Genomic DNA, 16700 nt, shown 5'->3' with positions numbered 1-16700 from the left:
AAGTATAAAAGAGTTATTTTTTCTAAAGATTATTATAGATAAAAAATACGTGAAGATTTAGAAAAATCAAAGATCATGCAAAAAGTATATAAAAATGTACCACTTACAAGTGATAACTAACCACTTACTGCTATCGTGTTTACAACGTAAAAGTCAGCAAATATAATAAAGATGTGGGGAGTGAAAATATGAAAATACGGGTTGAACTTGATAATGAAATTAAAGAAAATGAAGTTATTATTAAATGTAATGAATTAAATGAAGAGGTTAGAAATATTCAAATTGTGCTTGGTGAGCTGCTATCGCAAAAAAAGCATATAACCTTTTACAAAGGAGAAACAGAGTATTATCTTTCACTGGAAGAAATTTTGTTTTTTGAAACTGAAGAAAGCGGTATTTGTGCACATACCATTAATAATATATATAACGTAAAGTATAAGCTATATGAACTCGAGGAATTATTGCCAGGATATTTTATGAGAGTTTCAAAATCAACAATACTAAATACAAATCATATTTACTCCATAACAAAAAGTATATCATCATCAAGCAGAGTTGAATTTCAAAATACTCACAAACAGGTGTATGTCTCAAGATATTATTACAAGCCATTAAAAATTAAATTATTAGAAAAGAGGAAATAATGATGAAAAAAGAAAGAGTCTTCTGGGGAATTTTATTTATACTAGCAGGTATCTTTATGGTTATAAGTAAACTTGGATACTTCCCAGATATAAATGCATTTAGTTTAATATTAACAGTTTTCTTAGTAGTGATCATAGCAAAAAGTATACCTCATCTTAACTTTTCAGGTATTCTATTCCCAATTGCATTTATTTGTATAATCTATGCTAGACAATTAGGAATTACAGCTATTACCCCTTGGACCGTGCTTATGGCAGCACTATTTGGTAGTATCGGCCTTTCCATGATTTTTCATAAACATGTTAACTGGATTCATCATAGTCATGTTCATGAGGATTATAAATTTGAAAAAATTGACATAGAAGATGAAGGTAATATTATATTTAGAAATTCATTTGGAGCTTGTATTAAATATATAAATACAAATGAATTTGAACAAGCTGATCTTAACTGCTCATTTGGAGCTATGAAGGTGTATTTTGATAATGCAGTTATGAGTAGCGAAAATGCTATAGTAAGAGTTAATGCTTCTTTTTCAGGAGTAGAGTTATATATACCAAGAACTTGGAAGGTTGATAATAAGACTAATGTATTTTTAGGTTCTGTTGATGAAAAAAATAGGAACAATGAGAGATCGACAAATACATTAACATTAGTTGGAGATGTTAGTTTTTCGGGAGTAGAAATAATTTATATATAAATGAGAAAATGTTATAGAAAAAGTGCTAAATATCATGAGATATAGCACTTTTTTTATGATTGCACAGGAAGGCAAAGCATTCACAAAGTATTTAGTTCTTTTTTGTGTCCAAATCTGCTATCAGGATTTTTTATCTCGTTTTTAAACTAACACAATTAATCAATATATTCTTGTCTAAAAATAAATAATATATGAAATATAATAAAAATTTATTGATAAACGATAAAAGGTGTGATATCTTATATATAGAATTTAAAAGTGAGGTGCTTTTTATGAAACGATATTCAACGATTTTTTTAAAGATAGCTGTTATTCTTATCGGAGTTCCAGTTCTTGCTTTATGTATATTTGGGGCATTTCGATTGACTAATAATCCAATAAATCCAGACTATGCAAATATGATATATCCAATTTTAGCAGGTGTGCTTGTATCAGTTGTGCCGTTCTTTGCTGCATTATATCAGGCCTTAAAACTTTTAGGGCATATTGATAAAAATGTAGCGTTTTCTGAGTTATCTGTAAAGGCATTAAAGAATATAAAATACTGTGCAGTTATAATATCTGCATTATATGTGGTAGTGCTTCCGTTTGTTTACTTGTTAGCGGAGAAAGATGATGCCCCAGGTCTCATAATAATTGGAATGACACCTATTTTTGCTTCATTGGTAATCGCAGTTTTCTCTGCTGTTCTTCAAAGGCTCTTAAAAGAAGCTATAGACATAAAATCAGAAAATGATTTAACAGTGTAAGGCGTAAAGATTAATAATCTTAATGTACAGAATGAAGAATGCAGGAGGAAAATAATATGGCGATTATAATTAATATTGATGTTATGCTAGCTAAAAGAAAAATGAGTGTGACGGAGCTTACTGAGAGAGTTGGAATAACAATGGCTAATCTTTCTATACTCAAAAATGGCAAGGCAAAAGCTATTAGATTTTCAACTTTAGAGGCAATATGCAAAGCCCTAGATTGTCAGCCAGGCGATATATTAGAGTATAGAAGTGATGTGGATACTTAAAAATAAGATAAATATAACTAGGTTTTCATCTTGTAAAAGAAAGATAATTTATAATTTGTAGATTCTTTTTTAGCAGAGTTCTATAGAGTATGAGTAAGATTACATATTTTATTCTAATAATAGTTTATGTTCAATATGTTAAGAATGATAATTTTAGCCAATAAGCATAATACTTTGAAATTAATAATTTCAAAATAATAATTTGAGGGGAAATACTATGAAGATTAAGTTAATTCAACCTGCAATGATTCCAAGGCCTATGGATACAAAATTAAAGACAAGAATGTCTCCTTCATTAGCTCTACTCACAATAGCAAATCTTACGCCTAAAGAACATGAGATTATTATTGAAAATGAAAATGTTGATAAGATAGATTTTGATGAAGATGTTGATTTAGTTGCAATAACTGTTACTGTAGATGTTATGAATAGGGCGGCAGAAATATCAAAGGAATTCCAAAAACGTGGAGTAAAAGTAATTGCAGGAGGTATACATATAACAGCAGATCCAGAAGGAGCTGCAAACAGCTTTGATGCAATAATTATAGGAATGGCTGAGAGGGTTTGGAAGAAGGTTCTTAAGGATATAGAAAATAATTCAATTAAAAAAATATATTATGATATGGAAAATATTAATGGAAATGAAATAGTATCTCCTGATTATGGCATGATAGATAATAAGAAATATTTATATACTAATATAATCAGTACAAGCAGAGGATGCCCTTTTAAATGTGATTTTTGCTATAATAGCTGCACTAATTCCATTAAAACTTATATTAATAGGCCTATAGAGGATGTAATTGAAGACATTAAAGTACTAAAAACAAAACATATTATGTTTATTGATGATAATTTTATTGGAAATCCCAAATGGACTAAGGAATTATTAAAAGAAATGAAACCTTTAAAGTTGAAATGGAATGCAGCAGTTACGTCTAATATAGTGGACATGCCTGATGTATTAGATGAGATGAAAGAATCAGGATGTCAAAGCCTTTTTATAGGGTTTGAAAGTATAAATAGTAAGTCAATAGAGAGCGTACATAAAACTCAAAACAGTGTAAGTAGATATGAGAAGCTTGTTGATGAAATTCATAAAAGAGGGATAATGATAAATGCAAGCTTTGTTTTTGGATTAGATGAAGATGATGCAGAAATATTTAAGAGTACATTAGAGTGGATAGTTAAAAATAAAATAGAGACAGTAACGTCTCATATAATGACTCCTTATCCAGGCACAAAGTTATACGCATCATTATTAAAGGAAAATAGAATAGTAGATCATAATTTATCTAATTATAATACTTCCCATGTTGTATACAAACCAAAGAATATGACAGCAGAAGAATTATATGACGGCTATCTATGGATGTATAAAGAAGTGTATACGCTTAAGAATATAATTAAGAGACTTCCTAAATCTAAAAAACAATGGATTCCATTTTTAGCTTTTAATTTACTTTATAGGAAGTTTGGAAAGCTAACTGAGTTGGTATGTAACATAGTTTCATTTGAAGTTATAGGAAGGTTATCAAGATGGGTTGCTTATAGAATAAAGTAAGTGGCAAACTTTGAAAGTAAATGCCTTTACTTTATTGCACGTGTAGTAATTTGTAACTTTATAATTGTTTTAACATGATATTTTATAAGTTATAATTAGAGTAAGTTCATATGATGAATAAATAATGTAATATTTTTTGTTTTTATTATCATTTTTTTAAGTATATTTTTATTAATTTATAATAAATTAATAAATAGAAAATCAAATAATTAGAAGGGAGTCTATATAAGTAATGAAAAAACGAAAAATATTTAAGGTTTAAGGAGGACAGTTTATGAGAGGGTATTATGAGAAAACGCCAGAAGAGTCACTGGAAATGTTAGGAGTTACTAGAAATGGCTTAAATGATGAAGAAATTACAAAAAGACGAGAGAAATATGGTTTTAATGAATTAGAGGAAGCAGCAAGGAAAAGTCCATTTCAGGTTTTTCTTGAGCAGTTTAAGGACTTTTTAGTAATTATATTATTAGGAGCAGCAATCATTTCAGCTTTTCTTGGAAAGCTTGAAAGTACCATTGTTATAATGGTTGTAGTTATTATCAATTCAATACTTGGCACAATACAACATATTAAAGCAGAACAATCATTAAAGGGACTTAAGGCCCTTTCATCACCTGTAGCAAAGGTTTTTAGAAATGGTCAAAAGATTGAGATTCCTTCAAGAGAACTTTTAGTAGGAGATAGTTTATATCTTGATGCTGGAGATTATGTTAGTGCAGATGGTAGAATTCTTGAAAGTTTTAGTCTTCAAGTGAATGAGAGTTCTTTAACAGGTGAGTCAGAAAGTGTTTTAAAATTTATAGATGTAATAAATAAAGATGATGTATCTATTGGTGACAGAAAAAACATGGTATTTTCCGGAAGCTTTGTAACTTACGGAAGAGGAGTTGTTTTAGTTACAAGTATAGGGATGAATACCGAAATTGGGAAAATAGCGAACTTGTTAGAAAGTGCAAAGGAAAAGAAAACACCGCTTCAAGTTGGTTTAGATAACTTCGGTAAAAAACTTGCTTTTGTCATTTTAATAATTTCAGCAATTATTTTTGGTTTAGATATATTTAGAGGGCGTAATATTATAGATTCTTTTATGTTTGCAGTATCTTTAGCGGTGGCAGCTATACCAGAAGCGCTAAGTTCAATAGTAACAATTGTTCTTGCACTTGGAACTCAAAAGATGGCTAAGAAAAATGCAATTGTAAGAAAACTTCATGCTGTTGAAAGTCTTGGAAGTATATCGGTTATATGTTCAGATAAAACAGGGACTTTAACACAAAACAAAATGACAGTACAGAAAGTTTTTGTTGATGGTAAAGTACTTGATCATGATAGTTTGGATCATGATAAGACTTTAGAGAAAAATTTAGTTTTAATGGCATTATTGTGTAATGATGCTGTTACAGTAGAAAATAAGGAAATTGGTGATCCAACTGAAGTTGCATTAGTTAATCTAGGTGAAGTATATGAACTAGATGAATTGATCATAAGAGATCAATATCCAAGACTTGGAGAAGTACCTTTTGATTCAGATAGAAAATTAATGAGTACTATTCACCAGTTTAATGATAAATACATAATGTTAACTAAAGGTGCATTAGATGTACTTTTATCAAGAACAGTAAAAGTTGAAACTTCAGAAGGAATAATGGATTTTACAGAAGAGCACAAAAAAGAAATTGAAGAGATAAATAGAAAATTTTCAATGGATGGGCTTAGAGTTTTGTCTTTTGCTTATAAGGAGATTTCAGAAGGAAAAGAAATTACTCTTGAAGATGAATATGATTTAATATTTGTTGGTCTTATAGCTATGATGGACCCACCAAGAAATGAATCGAAAGAAGCTGTTGAAAAATGCATTAAAGCAGGAATAAAACCTGTAATGATAACTGGTGATCATAAAATTACTGCATCTGCTATAGCTAAGCAAATAGGAATACTTAAAGATGAATCAGAGGCAATGGAAGGCTTTGAATTGGAGAAAATTAGTGATGAAGAGTTAAAAAACAAAGTAGATAAGATTTCAGTTTATGCTAGAGTATCTCCAGAACATAAAATCAGAATAGTAAGAGCATGGCAGGAAAAAGGAAATATTGTTGCAATGACCGGAGATGGTGTAAATGATGCCCCAGCTTTAAAGCAGGCGGATATAGGAATTGCAATGGGAATAACGGGGACAGAAGTTGCTAAAGATGCTGCTTCAATTGTACTTGCTGATGACAATTTTTCAACTATAGTAAAATCTATCTCAAATGGGAGAAGCATATATGCAAATATTAAAAATTCAATTAAATTTCTCTTATCAGGTAATACTGCAGGAATATTATCAGTATTGTATGCGTCAATAGGAGCATTACCAATACCTTTTGCAGCAGTTCACCTATTGTTTATTAATTTGGTTACAGATAGCTTACCAGCAATAGCAATAGGACTTGAGCCTCATAATGAGAACATAATGAAAGAAAAACCAAGAAATATAAATGTTCCAATACTTAATAAATCTTTTGCAATTGAAGTTATAATGGAAGGGTTGCTTATTGCAATAGTTACTATGGCGGCTTTTCACATAGGATTATATACAGGTGGTGCTGAGGTTGCAAGTACAATGGCTTTTGCAACTTTATGTTTATCAAGGCTGCTTCATGGATTTAATTGTAGATCTAAAGAATCGATTTTTAAAATAGGATTATTTACAAACAAAACTATATGGATTGCAGCAATAATTGGCTATTTGCTATTACTATTAGTTCTGACTTTTAGACCTTTAAGTGGAATCTTTGAAGTTAGTGCATTAAATTCAATGGAATTTAGTTATATTTATGGATTATCAGTTATCCCACTTATTATAGTTCAAATTTATAAATTATTATTTGTTAGAGATAAAGCATAAAAATGTTAAATTTATAGTTTAACTGTTTTGGATATCTAAGATATTATTATTTATATTCAATCAATTAGTTTAGGAGGTGGGAAGCTCTAATTTAGAGTATTCTCATCTTTTTTTATTGTCTAGGAAAGTATAGAATTTTTTGATTTTGAAAGCCAGTGATACCAATGGCTATAAGGATATTGGCCTGTAAAAAATGGTGTAAAGAAAGAGCGTGGCGCAGCCACTTTTGTTCTAATTAGGAACATGCCTTGCATATTGATGCATTAAATATTAATGCATTAAGTTTTCGTTTTAGGTTATATATAAGATAGAAAGGTGGAAAAGCAAGTATGAAGAATAAAATTTTAAATCCATTTATATACTTTTTTAAAAATGAATCTTCAAGTGGCATAATATTATTAATTTCTGCACTTTTGGCAATGATAATCGCAAATTCTAAATTTGCGTCAATATATGAGAATACATTACATACTTATATAGCCATAGGATATATGAATCTTTCTTTGTCGATGTCAGTTCTTCATTGGATCAATGATGGATTAATGGCTATATTCTTCTTAGTTGTTGGTATGGAGATAAAGAGGGAAGTTGTGTTTGAAGAACTTAAATCTTTTAATAAGACAATACTTCCAATATCAGCGGCAGTAGGAGGGATGATTGTACCAGCAATTATATACGCTTTAGTTAATTATAAAGCAGTGACAATTTCCGGATGGGGAATACCAATGGCAACAGACATTGCATTTGCGTTAGGCATTCTTTCGTTAGTAGCTAAAAATGCACCAAAAGGAATAGTAGTTTTTCTTACAGCGTTAGCAATAGTTGATGATCTAGGAGCTATTATAGTAATAGCGATATTCTATAGCAATCAAATTTCATGGCTTTCACTTGCCATAGGCTTGATAATTTTTGCAATACTTCTAATAGCTAATAAATTACAAGTTAAATATAAATCATTTTACATTATTATGGGGTTAGTCTTATGGATTTTTATTTTGAAATCAGGTATACATGCAACAATTGCTGGAGTTTTACTTGGGATAGCATTACCTACGGGAAAAAATGTTAACGAGTTTAAAACATCAGTTTTATATAAATTTGAACATGCGTTAACACCTGTATCCAGCTTTATTATTATGCCGATATTCTCCATTGCAAATTCTGGCGTGTTGATTAGTGTGGATAGTTTATCAAATATAATATTCTCACCAGTTAGTCTAGGAATTATAGCTGGGCTTTTTGTTGGTAAACAAGTTGGAATATTTGGGATTTCGTATATTTTAGTAAAATTAAAGTGGGCTGAGTTACCATCTAATGTGACTAAAAGACATTTATATGGTGCGAGTATTCTTGCAGGCATTGGATTCACGATGTCGTTATTTATATCTTCTTTATCATTTACTGATGAAGGGACATTATCTTTGGCTAAGATGAGTGTTATGATTGTTTCAATCTTATCTGCTATATTTGGTGCAATAATTTTTAAATTAATAAACTTAAAGGATAACTATAAAGAGGAGAAGATTACAAATTAAATTACATTAAAATAAAGTGAAACTTAAGCTTCAGATAAGATTCTTTATTACAAAATTGAAGCTATTGTTTCACTTAAATTGTTTCTATTTTAAATAAATATCAAAATTAATTTTTTTTACCAATCAAGGTTTCAAACTTATTTAGGTCTTTATTAGAGCCAAGAGCTACTAAAATATCTGTACGTTTAATAATATAATTTGCAGAAGGAGAAACATCTATGCTTTTATCGTTTTTTATTGCAACTATATTTATACCGTATTTACCTCTTATCTCAATATCTCTTATAGATTTGTTAAGCCATTCATCCAGTGGTTCAAGCTCTATCATGCTATAGTCTGAAGGCAGCTCTATATAGTCTAGTATATTAGAAGATACCAAATGATGAGCTACTCTAATTCCCATATCTTGTTCAGGTAAAATGACTCTGTCTGCTCCAATCTTATATAGAATTTTAGCATGTAAGTCACTAGTAGCTTTTCCTACTATATATTTAACTCCCATTTCTTTAACTAATAGGGTTACCATAGTACTAGCTTGAATATTAGTTCCAATTGTTACTATTGCTACATCAAAGTTTCTAAGACCTAAAGTTTTTAATACATTTTCATCGGTTGCATCCAATTGAATAGCATGAGTAACATTATCTGCGATTTCTTGAATTCTATCTTCATTAATATCAATAGCCAATACATGTTGACCTAAATTATATAATGTTGTAGCTATTGAAGTGCCAAATCTTCCAAGTCCAATTATAACAAAATGCTTATTTTTCAAGTTATGACCTCCTATCCAATTAATATTTTTCCTTCAGGATATTTAAGTTTATTTTTTTTCTTTTTATTAATAACAGCTAATAGGACTGTTAAAGGACCAACTCTGCCAAGATACATAGTTATAATAAGAGTTACTTTAGAAATAGAACCTATATTTTGAGTGACTCCAGTAGTCAGTCCAACAGTTGCAAAAGCTGATGTAGCTTCATACAGTAAATTTATGAAAAGTTCCTTTGGTTCCGTAATAGTAAGAATTATAGTTACTATTAACACTAATATCGTAGCAATAGATAATAGAGTAAAAGCTTTATATACAGTTCCCTTGGAAAATCTTCTGCCAAATACTTCAGTGTCTTCTCTTCCATTTAGCACTGACACTAAAGTAAATAGAAGTACACCAAAAGTAGTTACCTTAAGTCCTCCAGCTGTTGAACCAGACGCGCCGCCAATAAACATTAATATAATAGTTATAAATTTACCAGCCATAGTCATTCCATCAGTTGAAATACTATTGAATCCTGCAGTTCTTGGGGTAACAGAAGCAAAAAAAGCATTAAGAACTTTATCTCTAAAATTCATGGCTCCAAGAGTTTTTTGATTTTCATACTCAATAAAAAATATAAGTAAAAAACCAAAAATAATTAAAGCTACTGTTATGTAAAGTACAATTTTTGAATGAATCGAAAGTTTTCTGTTTTTTTTATAATTATATATTTCAAGTGAAACGGTAAATCCAAGCCCGCCAATAATTATAAGTGCACTTATAGTTAATAAAACAATAGGGTTGCTAGAATAACTAACTAAACTAGTATAATTTCCAAATAAATCAAAGCCAGCATTGCAAAATGCAGATATTGAATGGAATATGCTGTAGAATATTCCGACTTTTAATCCAAACTGTTGTATAAATTGTGTTGATAATAATACTGCACCTAGGCTTTGTATAATTATTGTGAACCCCAAAATATATTTAACCATCTTTACAAGCCCCTGTATGCTAAAAGTATTCATTGATTCCTGCATTATAAGTCTATCTTTAAGAGTAATCTTTTTTCCTAAAATTATTGCTATAAAAACAGTAAAAGACATGAATCCAAGGCCACCAGTTTCAATTAAAAGCATTATTACTATTTTGCCGAAAATACTCCAATAAGTGCCTGTATCTAAAGTTACAAGTCCTGTAACGCATACAGCTGAAGTTGATGTAAATAGTGAATCTAGAAAATTAGTATATTCGTTATTTGCTGATGAAATTGGTAAACTAAGTAGGATCGCACCAATTGAAATAACTAGCACGAAGCCTATTGCGAGTATTTGAACAGCACTAAGTTTTGGCTTTTTCATTAAAGCTTCTGTCATGTGTACCTCCTTAAGATTAATAAACTTGTAATTTATTATATATATATATTTCCCCATATTCATATTGGAAATATACAAAAATCTTTTTATTCTCCAGGAATTTATATTGAAGCCAATAAGATAAATATCCGATTTTGTAGTCATATATGCTAAGTATTTATTTGTATTTTAGCATTTTCTGAGTTTATTTCAATGTAATTATTTGTAATGTTAATAATATTAGGATTGAAATTTGACAGAAATATTATCGAAATATGATAGTGTTATCAAACGTTGAATAATGATAAGATTTTTATGGATAATTAGAGCCTTATTTCAAAATATTTACGTATTCTATCTATTAATGTATACTTGTATTGAGTACATATTAGATAATATTTTGTTATGAGGGAGTGATAATATGAGTAAATATAGAAGTTCGTACTGTAAAATTTTCATCAACACAGATGAAGAAAAAGAAGTTATATTGAATTTAATTGAAAAAATAACAATGGGTAGTAAAAAAAGATGGACAATCATCTCGGATTTAATGAAAATAGAATTGATAAACAATGAAGATTTTAGTGAAGAAAAAAGTGTTAAAGAAGAAGACGGTTTTCTATACTCAAAATATTATCTTGGTATTGAGCCTGGAGAAGGTATAAAGGAAGAACAGTATATTACAGGAGTAATAATCTTGCTGGAAAATCTAAGATCATCAGGATACAAGGTAGTTGCTTCCTGTGATTTTCAAAATGAACTTTCCAAATAAAGATATATGTAAATTAATTTAATTAGTTCTTTTAGTAAAATTGAAAGAGATAGCAGACATATCAGGTTAATGATAATAATGCTATCTCTTTATTTATTGAAAATAGGAAATCGTATTTTAATTATTGACACAATTTTTGAAAAACATACATTGTAAAAGCCTATTTTATGATAGCAATCTTAATTAAAGTTTGAGTTTTTTTGAATGGAAGACTATAAATAAAACTAGCTGATTGTAGCATGTCCAATGTTTTTAGGTAAAAATATTACTTCGATTACTGGATATAACATCAATAGACCAAGGAAAACAAAGCCTAATTTATAAGAGATAGTAATTGAAAAGAAAATCTGTAGTAAATTAACAACAACTGTAATAATTGATATACCCATTCCTTGTGCTAATGTTGAAACTACAGCATTCAAAGTATTTGCACTATTCCTATCTTGAGGGGCTATTTCAGAAAAGCTTAGTCCATTGTAAGCAGTTAAGGCTAATGAACGTCCTACACCTGAAACTAGCGCAAGAAACATTATCCAAGCAGGAAAAGTATTAATTTGAATGAATGCTAAACCAATTGATGTAACAAACACCATTCCAAATGATGATAATAGTGCACCGCGATAGCCTAATTTACGAATAATTATATTTGTAAAAGGTTTAATTCCAATGTTTCCAACAAAAATAAATAGCACATAACTACCTGCTTTTACTGCTGACCATTGAAAGACTGTTTGTAAAAAAATTGTTAATATGTACGGTAATGCTCCAACACATAGCCATAGAACAGATCCACTTGTCTGGAATATTCTAAAAGAAGTTATTTTTAGCGAATCAAGTGAAAATAGTGGATTATCTGATTTTTTTAAGTGCTTGAAAACTATAAATCCAAGTATTATTCCTAAAATTACTAATCCTAGCGCGCTAAACCAATAATCTTTTCCGTGAGTGGCTATTTCTGCTCCAACTAAAATTATGCCAGATGAAAGTGCAATTTCTATAAATCCTATAAGATCAAATGAAGTTTTATTCTTTACTTTATCAATATCAATTAATTTTGCTCCTATTAATGCTGTAATTAAACCTATTGGTACATTAATTAAAAAAATCCATTGCCAGTTCCAGTAGGTAACAATAAATCCACCAACTAAAGGTGCTATTGCTGGTGCGATGAGTGCTGGCCAAATCAAGTAACTAATCATTTTTAATAGCTGTGAAGCTGGTGTTTTTTCTAACACAATCAGTCTTGCGGTAGGTGTCATCAATGCACCAGAAATTCCTTGTATAATTCTCATTATCAAAAGGAAAGAGAAATTAGGCGCTAGTGCACTGCTTAAGGAACTAATGGTAAAGAGGATGACAGCAATAATCCAAATTTTCTTTTTCCCAAATTGATTAGCCATCCATCCACTTAAGGGAATAAAAATCGCAACTGTGATCAAATACACACTAACGAGTAAAGCAATTGTTGATGAACCCGTATGAAAATATTGGCCCATTTTAGGTAGTGCAGTTGTTACAATTGTTCCATCTAAAATCTCCATAAAGAGACTAGCAGCCATTAATAAGGCTATTTTTATTTCTTTTGTCATTCTCATCACCATTCTTTCTTCAGTTCATGTTTAAACTCTTTAATCCAATCAATTGCAACATTTGCCTGCTGTAGTCGCAATTCAAACCTTTTACTTGCATACCAGTGATCTTTTGAATTTTCCTCAGCTAATTTTTTTAGTGCAAATTGCGTATCTTCAATTATCTCTCTTTGTTCTTGATCGAATTGATCCAATAGTTGCATTTGTTCGTCTAGTGTAAGGTGCTGCATTACATCAAGTTTAATTAAATATATATCAGCAGTATGGGCTCCACTTGGAACAGGCATGTTCATTAGCACAAAAAAACGTTCTTTTCCTTTTTCCGTAATTGTAGCCATTTTCTTATTTTTTCCGTGTGATTCTACGTTAGTTATATCTAAAAAACCATCATTCTCTAATTTTTCAAGCAATGGATAAATTACTCCATAGCTGACTTTACGATGACGTCCTAAAGAAGCTTGTAAGGCATTACGTAGATCATAACCACTTTGTGGTTCTTCCATTAATTCACCTAAAATAAAAAGTTCATTCATTATTTTTATTTCCTCCAATATATCTTTTAGATATATCAAATATATATCTAAAAGATATATATTGCAAGTTATTTGTATAAAAAACTTTTGAAATCAGAAAAAATTATTGAAAAATGAAATTTTGGAGTTGTTTAGTAGGATATTAATACTATTTAAGCAATAGATAATGTGTTTTTGTTATTCAATACAAGGTAATGATAATCATTGTCAAATACAATTTGCAGTGATATACTTAAAATAAATAAATTTACATTAATTAAAGGAAGGTGTTTTTATGGCAACATATATATTAAGTGGAATAATACTTTTGATTATAGTTTTTTCAGTTAGGAGCTTTATAGAAAAATTAAGATTTGGATGCTGTGGGGGAACTATAGAAAAGAGTACAAAGAGAAAGAAGATAAACAAAAAGGAGTTATCAGAGTATCAGATATCAAAGACTATATATATTGAAGGTATGACATGTGGAAATTGTGCTAATCATGTTGAAAATGCCCTTAATAGTTTGGACAATGTATATGCAAAGGTTGATTTAAAGAAGAACTTAGCAAATGTCAGAATGAAAATAGATATGAGTGAAGAAATACTAAAAGGTTCAATAAATAAGGCTGGATACAGTGTAAAATACATAGATTAAAATTAATATGAAGTTTGCAACAAGATAAGGGGACAAGTTAATATTTAATATAGAACACTTACAGAAATGTAGGTGCTTTTTTGATATAAAAACTTGAAATAAGATAGGTACAATATGGTAGATGAATTTATTTGAAGCACTAGTTCTCGTAAAATGATTGATAAATAAAATTACAATATAGAAATAATTGCGTCTTATAGAACAATAAACGTAACTGATGATACATACTATTTTTCAGTATTATGATATTATATTTTCCAAAAGATAGGATAGGAGAATTTTTATGACAAGATATGAAAAGCAGAGAAATTTTTTGAAATCTAATTTTAACGAATTCAAAAATATAAAAACTGATAAAATGAAAGGTATACCTCAGCCAGATAGTATAAAATCTTATGATTCGCAATCTAAAATTGTTGTCTTACCAAGGGTAAGTGAAGAAACTGTAACGAATTCTAATATTTATAAGTGCATAGGTAATAGAAGAAGTACAAGGCTTTATGCTGAAAAGTCTATGAATCTTGATGAATTGTCGTATCTATTATGGGCTACTCAAGGAATTACAGAAACTAATAAAGCCGGTTTAACTTTAAGAACAGTTCCTTGTAGTGGGGCAACGCATTCTTTTGAAACATATTTATTTATTATGAATGTTGATGGGATACAAAAAGGTATTTATAGATATCTACCAGTAGAGCATAAACTTTTATTCATGTTTGAATTAGATGAAATTGACAATAAAATAGATGAAATTACTTTAGACCAGCCTTTTGTACCTAACTTTGCAAAGAAAGCGGCTGTATTATTTGCTTGGAGCACGACTCCATATCGTTCAGAATGGAAGTTTGATATTACGGCACATAAAAAGATTTTAATAGATGTTGGCCATGTATGCCAAAATCTTTATTTAGCAAGTGAATCAATTAAAGCGGGAGCATGTGCTATAGGTATTTATGATCAAAAGATGATAGATACACTTTTGGGGCTAGATGGAGATGAAGAATTTATTATATATCTTGCAGCTGTTGGAAAAAAGAAAGAATAAAAAGTTAAACCAGTGAGACATAAATGATATATCTCACTGGTTTTGTTTTAATTAGGTTTTTATATGTTTTCTGTGATTTTACTAATTCCTACTCTTGCGATAAATTCATTAAAAGTCTCATTCTCCAACTTGTTTTTTTCAAAGAAAGTTACTATTTTCTCAAGAACTATATGAACCTCAGTAGATTTTACACGGTAGTTTAGATTTTCTGCAAACTGCCCGCCATTGTTTAATGTACCACCAAGCCATATGGTAAAGGCTTCCTCACAGCTATCTTCAGTTTTTATTAATGCACCTTGGAGGCTGATATCAGCTATATGTTTTTGTCCACAAGAATTAGGACAACCTGTAAAATGGATACGCAACGGTGTATCTAGTTTAATTTTAGAATCAAGATATTCGATCACTTCTTTAGCACGTTTTTTTGTTTCAACAATAGCTAAATTGCAGAATTCTTTACCCGTACAAGAAACTGTGTATCCTGTAAAAATACTTGGATTTGGAGAAAGTTGTTTAAATACATCTTTTTTTAATAGAGAAGGTATCTCTTCATCACTTATACCTGTAATAATTAAATTTTGTGATAGTGTAGTTCTAATTTTTCTATCTCCGTATTTTTCTGAAATATCGGCAAGTTCTAAAAGTTGATCACAAGTGATTTCTCCAAGTGGTAAACTAACACCAATATAGCTTTTGCCATCTTCATTTTGGGAATGTACTCCAAAATAATAAGATGCATTCCATGAAGCTAATTTATCATCACCTGAGCTTGGCATATCCCCAGTGAATTCTAATAATTTATTCTTGAATTTTTCTGCTCCCCAGTCAGCTACTAAAAATTTTAAGCGGGCACGAGTACGTTTTTCCCTATATCCATAATCTCTAAAAATAGTACATACACCTTCAGCAACTTTTAGTACATCTTCTGGTTTAACAAATATATCTAGTTTTTGTGCTAAATGAGGGCTTGCTGAAAGTCCTCCTCCAACCCATACGTGGAAACCAATTACGCCTTGATTATCAATTTTTTTTGTTGCTGGAGTAAAGGCAAGATCATTAATTTGTGCATGAGCTGCATTATGTATACTAGCTGATATTGATATTTTAAATTTTCTTGGTAGATTAGAAAAATCCTTGTTTAATAAGAAGAAATTATTAACTTGTTCTACAAGTTCAGTTGTATCAATAAGTTCATCTTTATCAATTCCAGCAAGAGGATTTCCAACTATCGTTCTAGGGCAATCGCCACAAGCCTCAAAAGGACTTAGGCCACAAGCTTCTAATCGTTCATAAATAGAAGGTAAATCTTCTACCTGAACCCAGTGAAACTGTATAGCTCCTCTTGTAGAGACGTTTGAAATTCCACGTCCATAATCTTTAGCAATCCCTGCTAAAACTTTTGCTTGCTCTGAAGTCATTATTCCAGAATTAATACGAACTCTCATCATAAAGTATCCCTCTCTTGGCTTTTGTTCGTAAACGCCAGCCCATTTAAATCTATTCATATCTTTAGGCGTTATTGAATCATAACCTTCCTTCGAGTATTTGTCAATTATAGTTTCAATTACATCTAAGCCATCCTTTTCAAGTTTTATAATTTCTACGTCATTTAGTCTTTGATTTTTAGCCCAAATAGCTTGGTAAGACATATAGCTCCCTCCTT

Annotated in this window: 15 protein-coding genes; 10 read left to right on the top strand and 5 right to left on the bottom strand. The window is 30.0% G+C overall.

Going from position 1 to position 16700, the window contains the following annotated elements; all coding sequences use genetic code 11:
• The first annotated feature begins 188 nt into the window (after positions 1 to 188).
• The 7 genes from F3K33_RS15495 to nhaA all read left to right on the top strand — a co-directional run bounded on the left by F3K33_RS15495 (position 189) and on the right by nhaA (position 8349).
• Entirely contained in the window at positions 189 to 644 is a 456-nt protein-coding gene (locus F3K33_RS15495) for a LytTR family DNA-binding domain-containing protein (protein ID WP_017209231.1), read from the top strand.
• A 2-nt stretch (positions 645 to 646) separates the two neighbouring features.
• Complete coding sequence (locus tag F3K33_RS15490; protein WP_039773352.1) at positions 647 to 1345, top strand: LiaF transmembrane domain-containing protein; 699 nt, start codon at positions 647 to 649, stop codon at positions 1343 to 1345.
• Positions 1346 to 1617: 272 nt separating this feature from the next.
• On the top strand, positions 1618 to 2094 hold the full coding sequence (locus F3K33_RS15485; protein ID WP_039773351.1) for a DUF2975 domain-containing protein: 477 nt from the start codon (positions 1618 to 1620) through the stop codon (positions 2092 to 2094).
• Between the two features lie 56 nt (positions 2095 to 2150).
• Positions 2151 to 2366 (top strand): helix-turn-helix domain-containing protein, encoded by a 216-nt coding sequence (locus F3K33_RS15480; RefSeq protein WP_023975479.1) that lies wholly within the window; start codon positions 2151 to 2153, stop codon positions 2364 to 2366.
• Between the two features lie 217 nt (positions 2367 to 2583).
• Positions 2584 to 3930 (top strand): B12-binding domain-containing radical SAM protein, encoded by a 1347-nt coding sequence (locus F3K33_RS15475; protein WP_039773350.1) that lies wholly within the window; start codon positions 2584 to 2586, stop codon positions 3928 to 3930.
• Between the two features lie 274 nt (positions 3931 to 4204).
• Entirely contained in the window at positions 4205 to 6814 is a 2610-nt protein-coding gene (locus tag F3K33_RS15470; RefSeq protein ID WP_039773349.1) for a cation-translocating P-type ATPase, read from the top strand.
• Positions 6815 to 7143: 329 nt separating this feature from the next.
• On the top strand, positions 7144 to 8349 hold the full coding sequence (gene nhaA / locus F3K33_RS15465) for a Na+/H+ antiporter NhaA (RefSeq protein WP_039773348.1): 1206 nt from the start codon (positions 7144 to 7146) through the stop codon (positions 8347 to 8349).
• Between the two features lie 106 nt (positions 8350 to 8455).
• Here the strand turns inward: nhaA and F3K33_RS15460 are convergent, their stop codons facing one another.
• Together F3K33_RS15460 and F3K33_RS15455 are read right to left on the bottom strand one after the other, a co-directional pair.
• Entirely contained in the window at positions 8456 to 9124 is a 669-nt protein-coding gene (locus F3K33_RS15460) for a potassium channel family protein (RefSeq protein ID WP_039773347.1), read from the bottom strand.
• An 11-nt stretch (positions 9125 to 9135) separates the two neighbouring features.
• Entirely contained in the window at positions 9136 to 10482 is a 1347-nt protein-coding gene (locus F3K33_RS15455) for a TrkH family potassium uptake protein (RefSeq protein ID WP_039773346.1), read from the bottom strand.
• Between the two features lie 400 nt (positions 10483 to 10882).
• Here F3K33_RS15455 and F3K33_RS15450 point away from each other — a divergent pair, with 400 nt between their 5' ends.
• Entirely contained in the window at positions 10883 to 11233 is a 351-nt protein-coding gene (locus tag F3K33_RS15450; protein ID WP_012059221.1) for a hypothetical protein, read from the top strand.
• Positions 11234 to 11457: 224 nt separating this feature from the next.
• Here the strand turns inward: F3K33_RS15450 and F3K33_RS15445 are convergent, their stop codons facing one another.
• On the bottom strand, positions 11458 to 12822 hold the full coding sequence (locus F3K33_RS15445) for an MFS transporter (protein WP_039773391.1): 1365 nt from the start codon (positions 12820 to 12822) through the stop codon (positions 11458 to 11460).
• Positions 12823 to 12827: 5 nt separating this feature from the next.
• Positions 12828 to 13355 carry a PadR family transcriptional regulator gene (locus F3K33_RS15440; RefSeq protein WP_039773345.1) on the bottom strand — a complete coding sequence of 176 codons (528 nt, stop codon included), beginning with the start codon at positions 13353 to 13355 and terminating at the stop codon, positions 12828 to 12830.
• 274 nt (positions 13356 to 13629) lie between these two features.
• Here F3K33_RS15440 and F3K33_RS15435 point away from each other — a divergent pair, with 274 nt between their 5' ends.
• Positions 13630 to 13992, top strand: a complete 363-nt coding sequence (locus tag F3K33_RS15435) for a heavy-metal-associated domain-containing protein (protein WP_031275995.1) — start codon at positions 13630 to 13632, stop codon at positions 13990 to 13992.
• A gap of 283 nt (positions 13993 to 14275) precedes the next feature.
• Positions 14276 to 15037, top strand: a complete 762-nt coding sequence (locus F3K33_RS15430; protein WP_023975471.1) for a SagB/ThcOx family dehydrogenase — start codon at positions 14276 to 14278, stop codon at positions 15035 to 15037.
• Positions 15038 to 15096: 59 nt separating this feature from the next.
• Here F3K33_RS15430 and F3K33_RS15425 read toward each other — a convergent pair whose 3' ends face one another.
• On the bottom strand, positions 15097 to 16686 hold the full coding sequence (locus F3K33_RS15425; RefSeq protein ID WP_039773344.1) for a nitrite/sulfite reductase: 1590 nt from the start codon (positions 16684 to 16686) through the stop codon (positions 15097 to 15099).
• Between the last annotated feature and the right edge of the window lie 14 nt (positions 16687 to 16700).

It is taken from the genome of Clostridium beijerinckii (genome assembly GCF_008705175.1).
GTDB classification, from domain to species: Bacteria; Bacillota; Clostridia; order Clostridiales; family Clostridiaceae; genus Clostridium; species Clostridium beijerinckii.
This window is presented reverse-complemented; position numbering and strand designations above follow the sequence as displayed.

What these genes read in the sequence shown, in the direction of transcription:
- F3K33_RS15495 (WP_017209231.1), top strand. Translation starts at nt 189, where the DNA reads ATGAAAATACGGGTTGAACTTGATAATGAAATTAAAGAAAATGAAGTT.
- F3K33_RS15490 (WP_039773352.1), top strand. Translation starts at nt 647, where the DNA reads ATGAAAAAAGAAAGAGTCTTCTGGGGAATTTTATTTATACTAGCAGGT.
- F3K33_RS15485 (WP_039773351.1), top strand. Translation starts at nt 1,618, where the DNA reads ATGAAACGATATTCAACGATTTTTTTAAAGATAGCTGTTATTCTTATC.
- F3K33_RS15480 (WP_023975479.1), top strand. Translation starts at nt 2,151, where the DNA reads ATGGCGATTATAATTAATATTGATGTTATGCTAGCTAAAAGAAAAATG.
- F3K33_RS15475 (WP_039773350.1), top strand. Translation starts at nt 2,584, where the DNA reads ATGAAGATTAAGTTAATTCAACCTGCAATGATTCCAAGGCCTATGGAT.
- F3K33_RS15470 (WP_039773349.1), top strand. Translation starts at nt 4,205, where the DNA reads ATGAGAGGGTATTATGAGAAAACGCCAGAAGAGTCACTGGAAATGTTA.
- nhaA (WP_039773348.1), top strand. Translation starts at nt 7,144, where the DNA reads ATGAAGAATAAAATTTTAAATCCATTTATATACTTTTTTAAAAATGAA.
- F3K33_RS15455 (WP_039773346.1), bottom strand. Translation starts at nt 10,482, where the DNA reads ATGACAGAAGCTTTAATGAAAAAGCCAAAACTTAGTGCTGTTCAAATA.
- F3K33_RS15450 (WP_012059221.1), top strand. Translation starts at nt 10,883, where the DNA reads ATGAGTAAATATAGAAGTTCGTACTGTAAAATTTTCATCAACACAGAT.
- F3K33_RS15445 (WP_039773391.1), bottom strand. Translation starts at nt 12,822, where the DNA reads ATGACAAAAGAAATAAAAATAGCCTTATTAATGGCTGCTAGTCTCTTT.
- F3K33_RS15440 (WP_039773345.1), bottom strand. Translation starts at nt 13,355, where the DNA reads ATGAATGAACTTTTTATTTTAGGTGAATTAATGGAAGAACCACAAAGT.
- F3K33_RS15435 (WP_031275995.1), top strand. Translation starts at nt 13,630, where the DNA reads ATGGCAACATATATATTAAGTGGAATAATACTTTTGATTATAGTTTTT.
- F3K33_RS15430 (WP_023975471.1), top strand. Translation starts at nt 14,276, where the DNA reads ATGACAAGATATGAAAAGCAGAGAAATTTTTTGAAATCTAATTTTAAC.
- F3K33_RS15425 (WP_039773344.1), bottom strand. Translation starts at nt 16,686, where the DNA reads ATGTCTTACCAAGCTATTTGGGCTAAAAATCAAAGACTAAATGACGTA.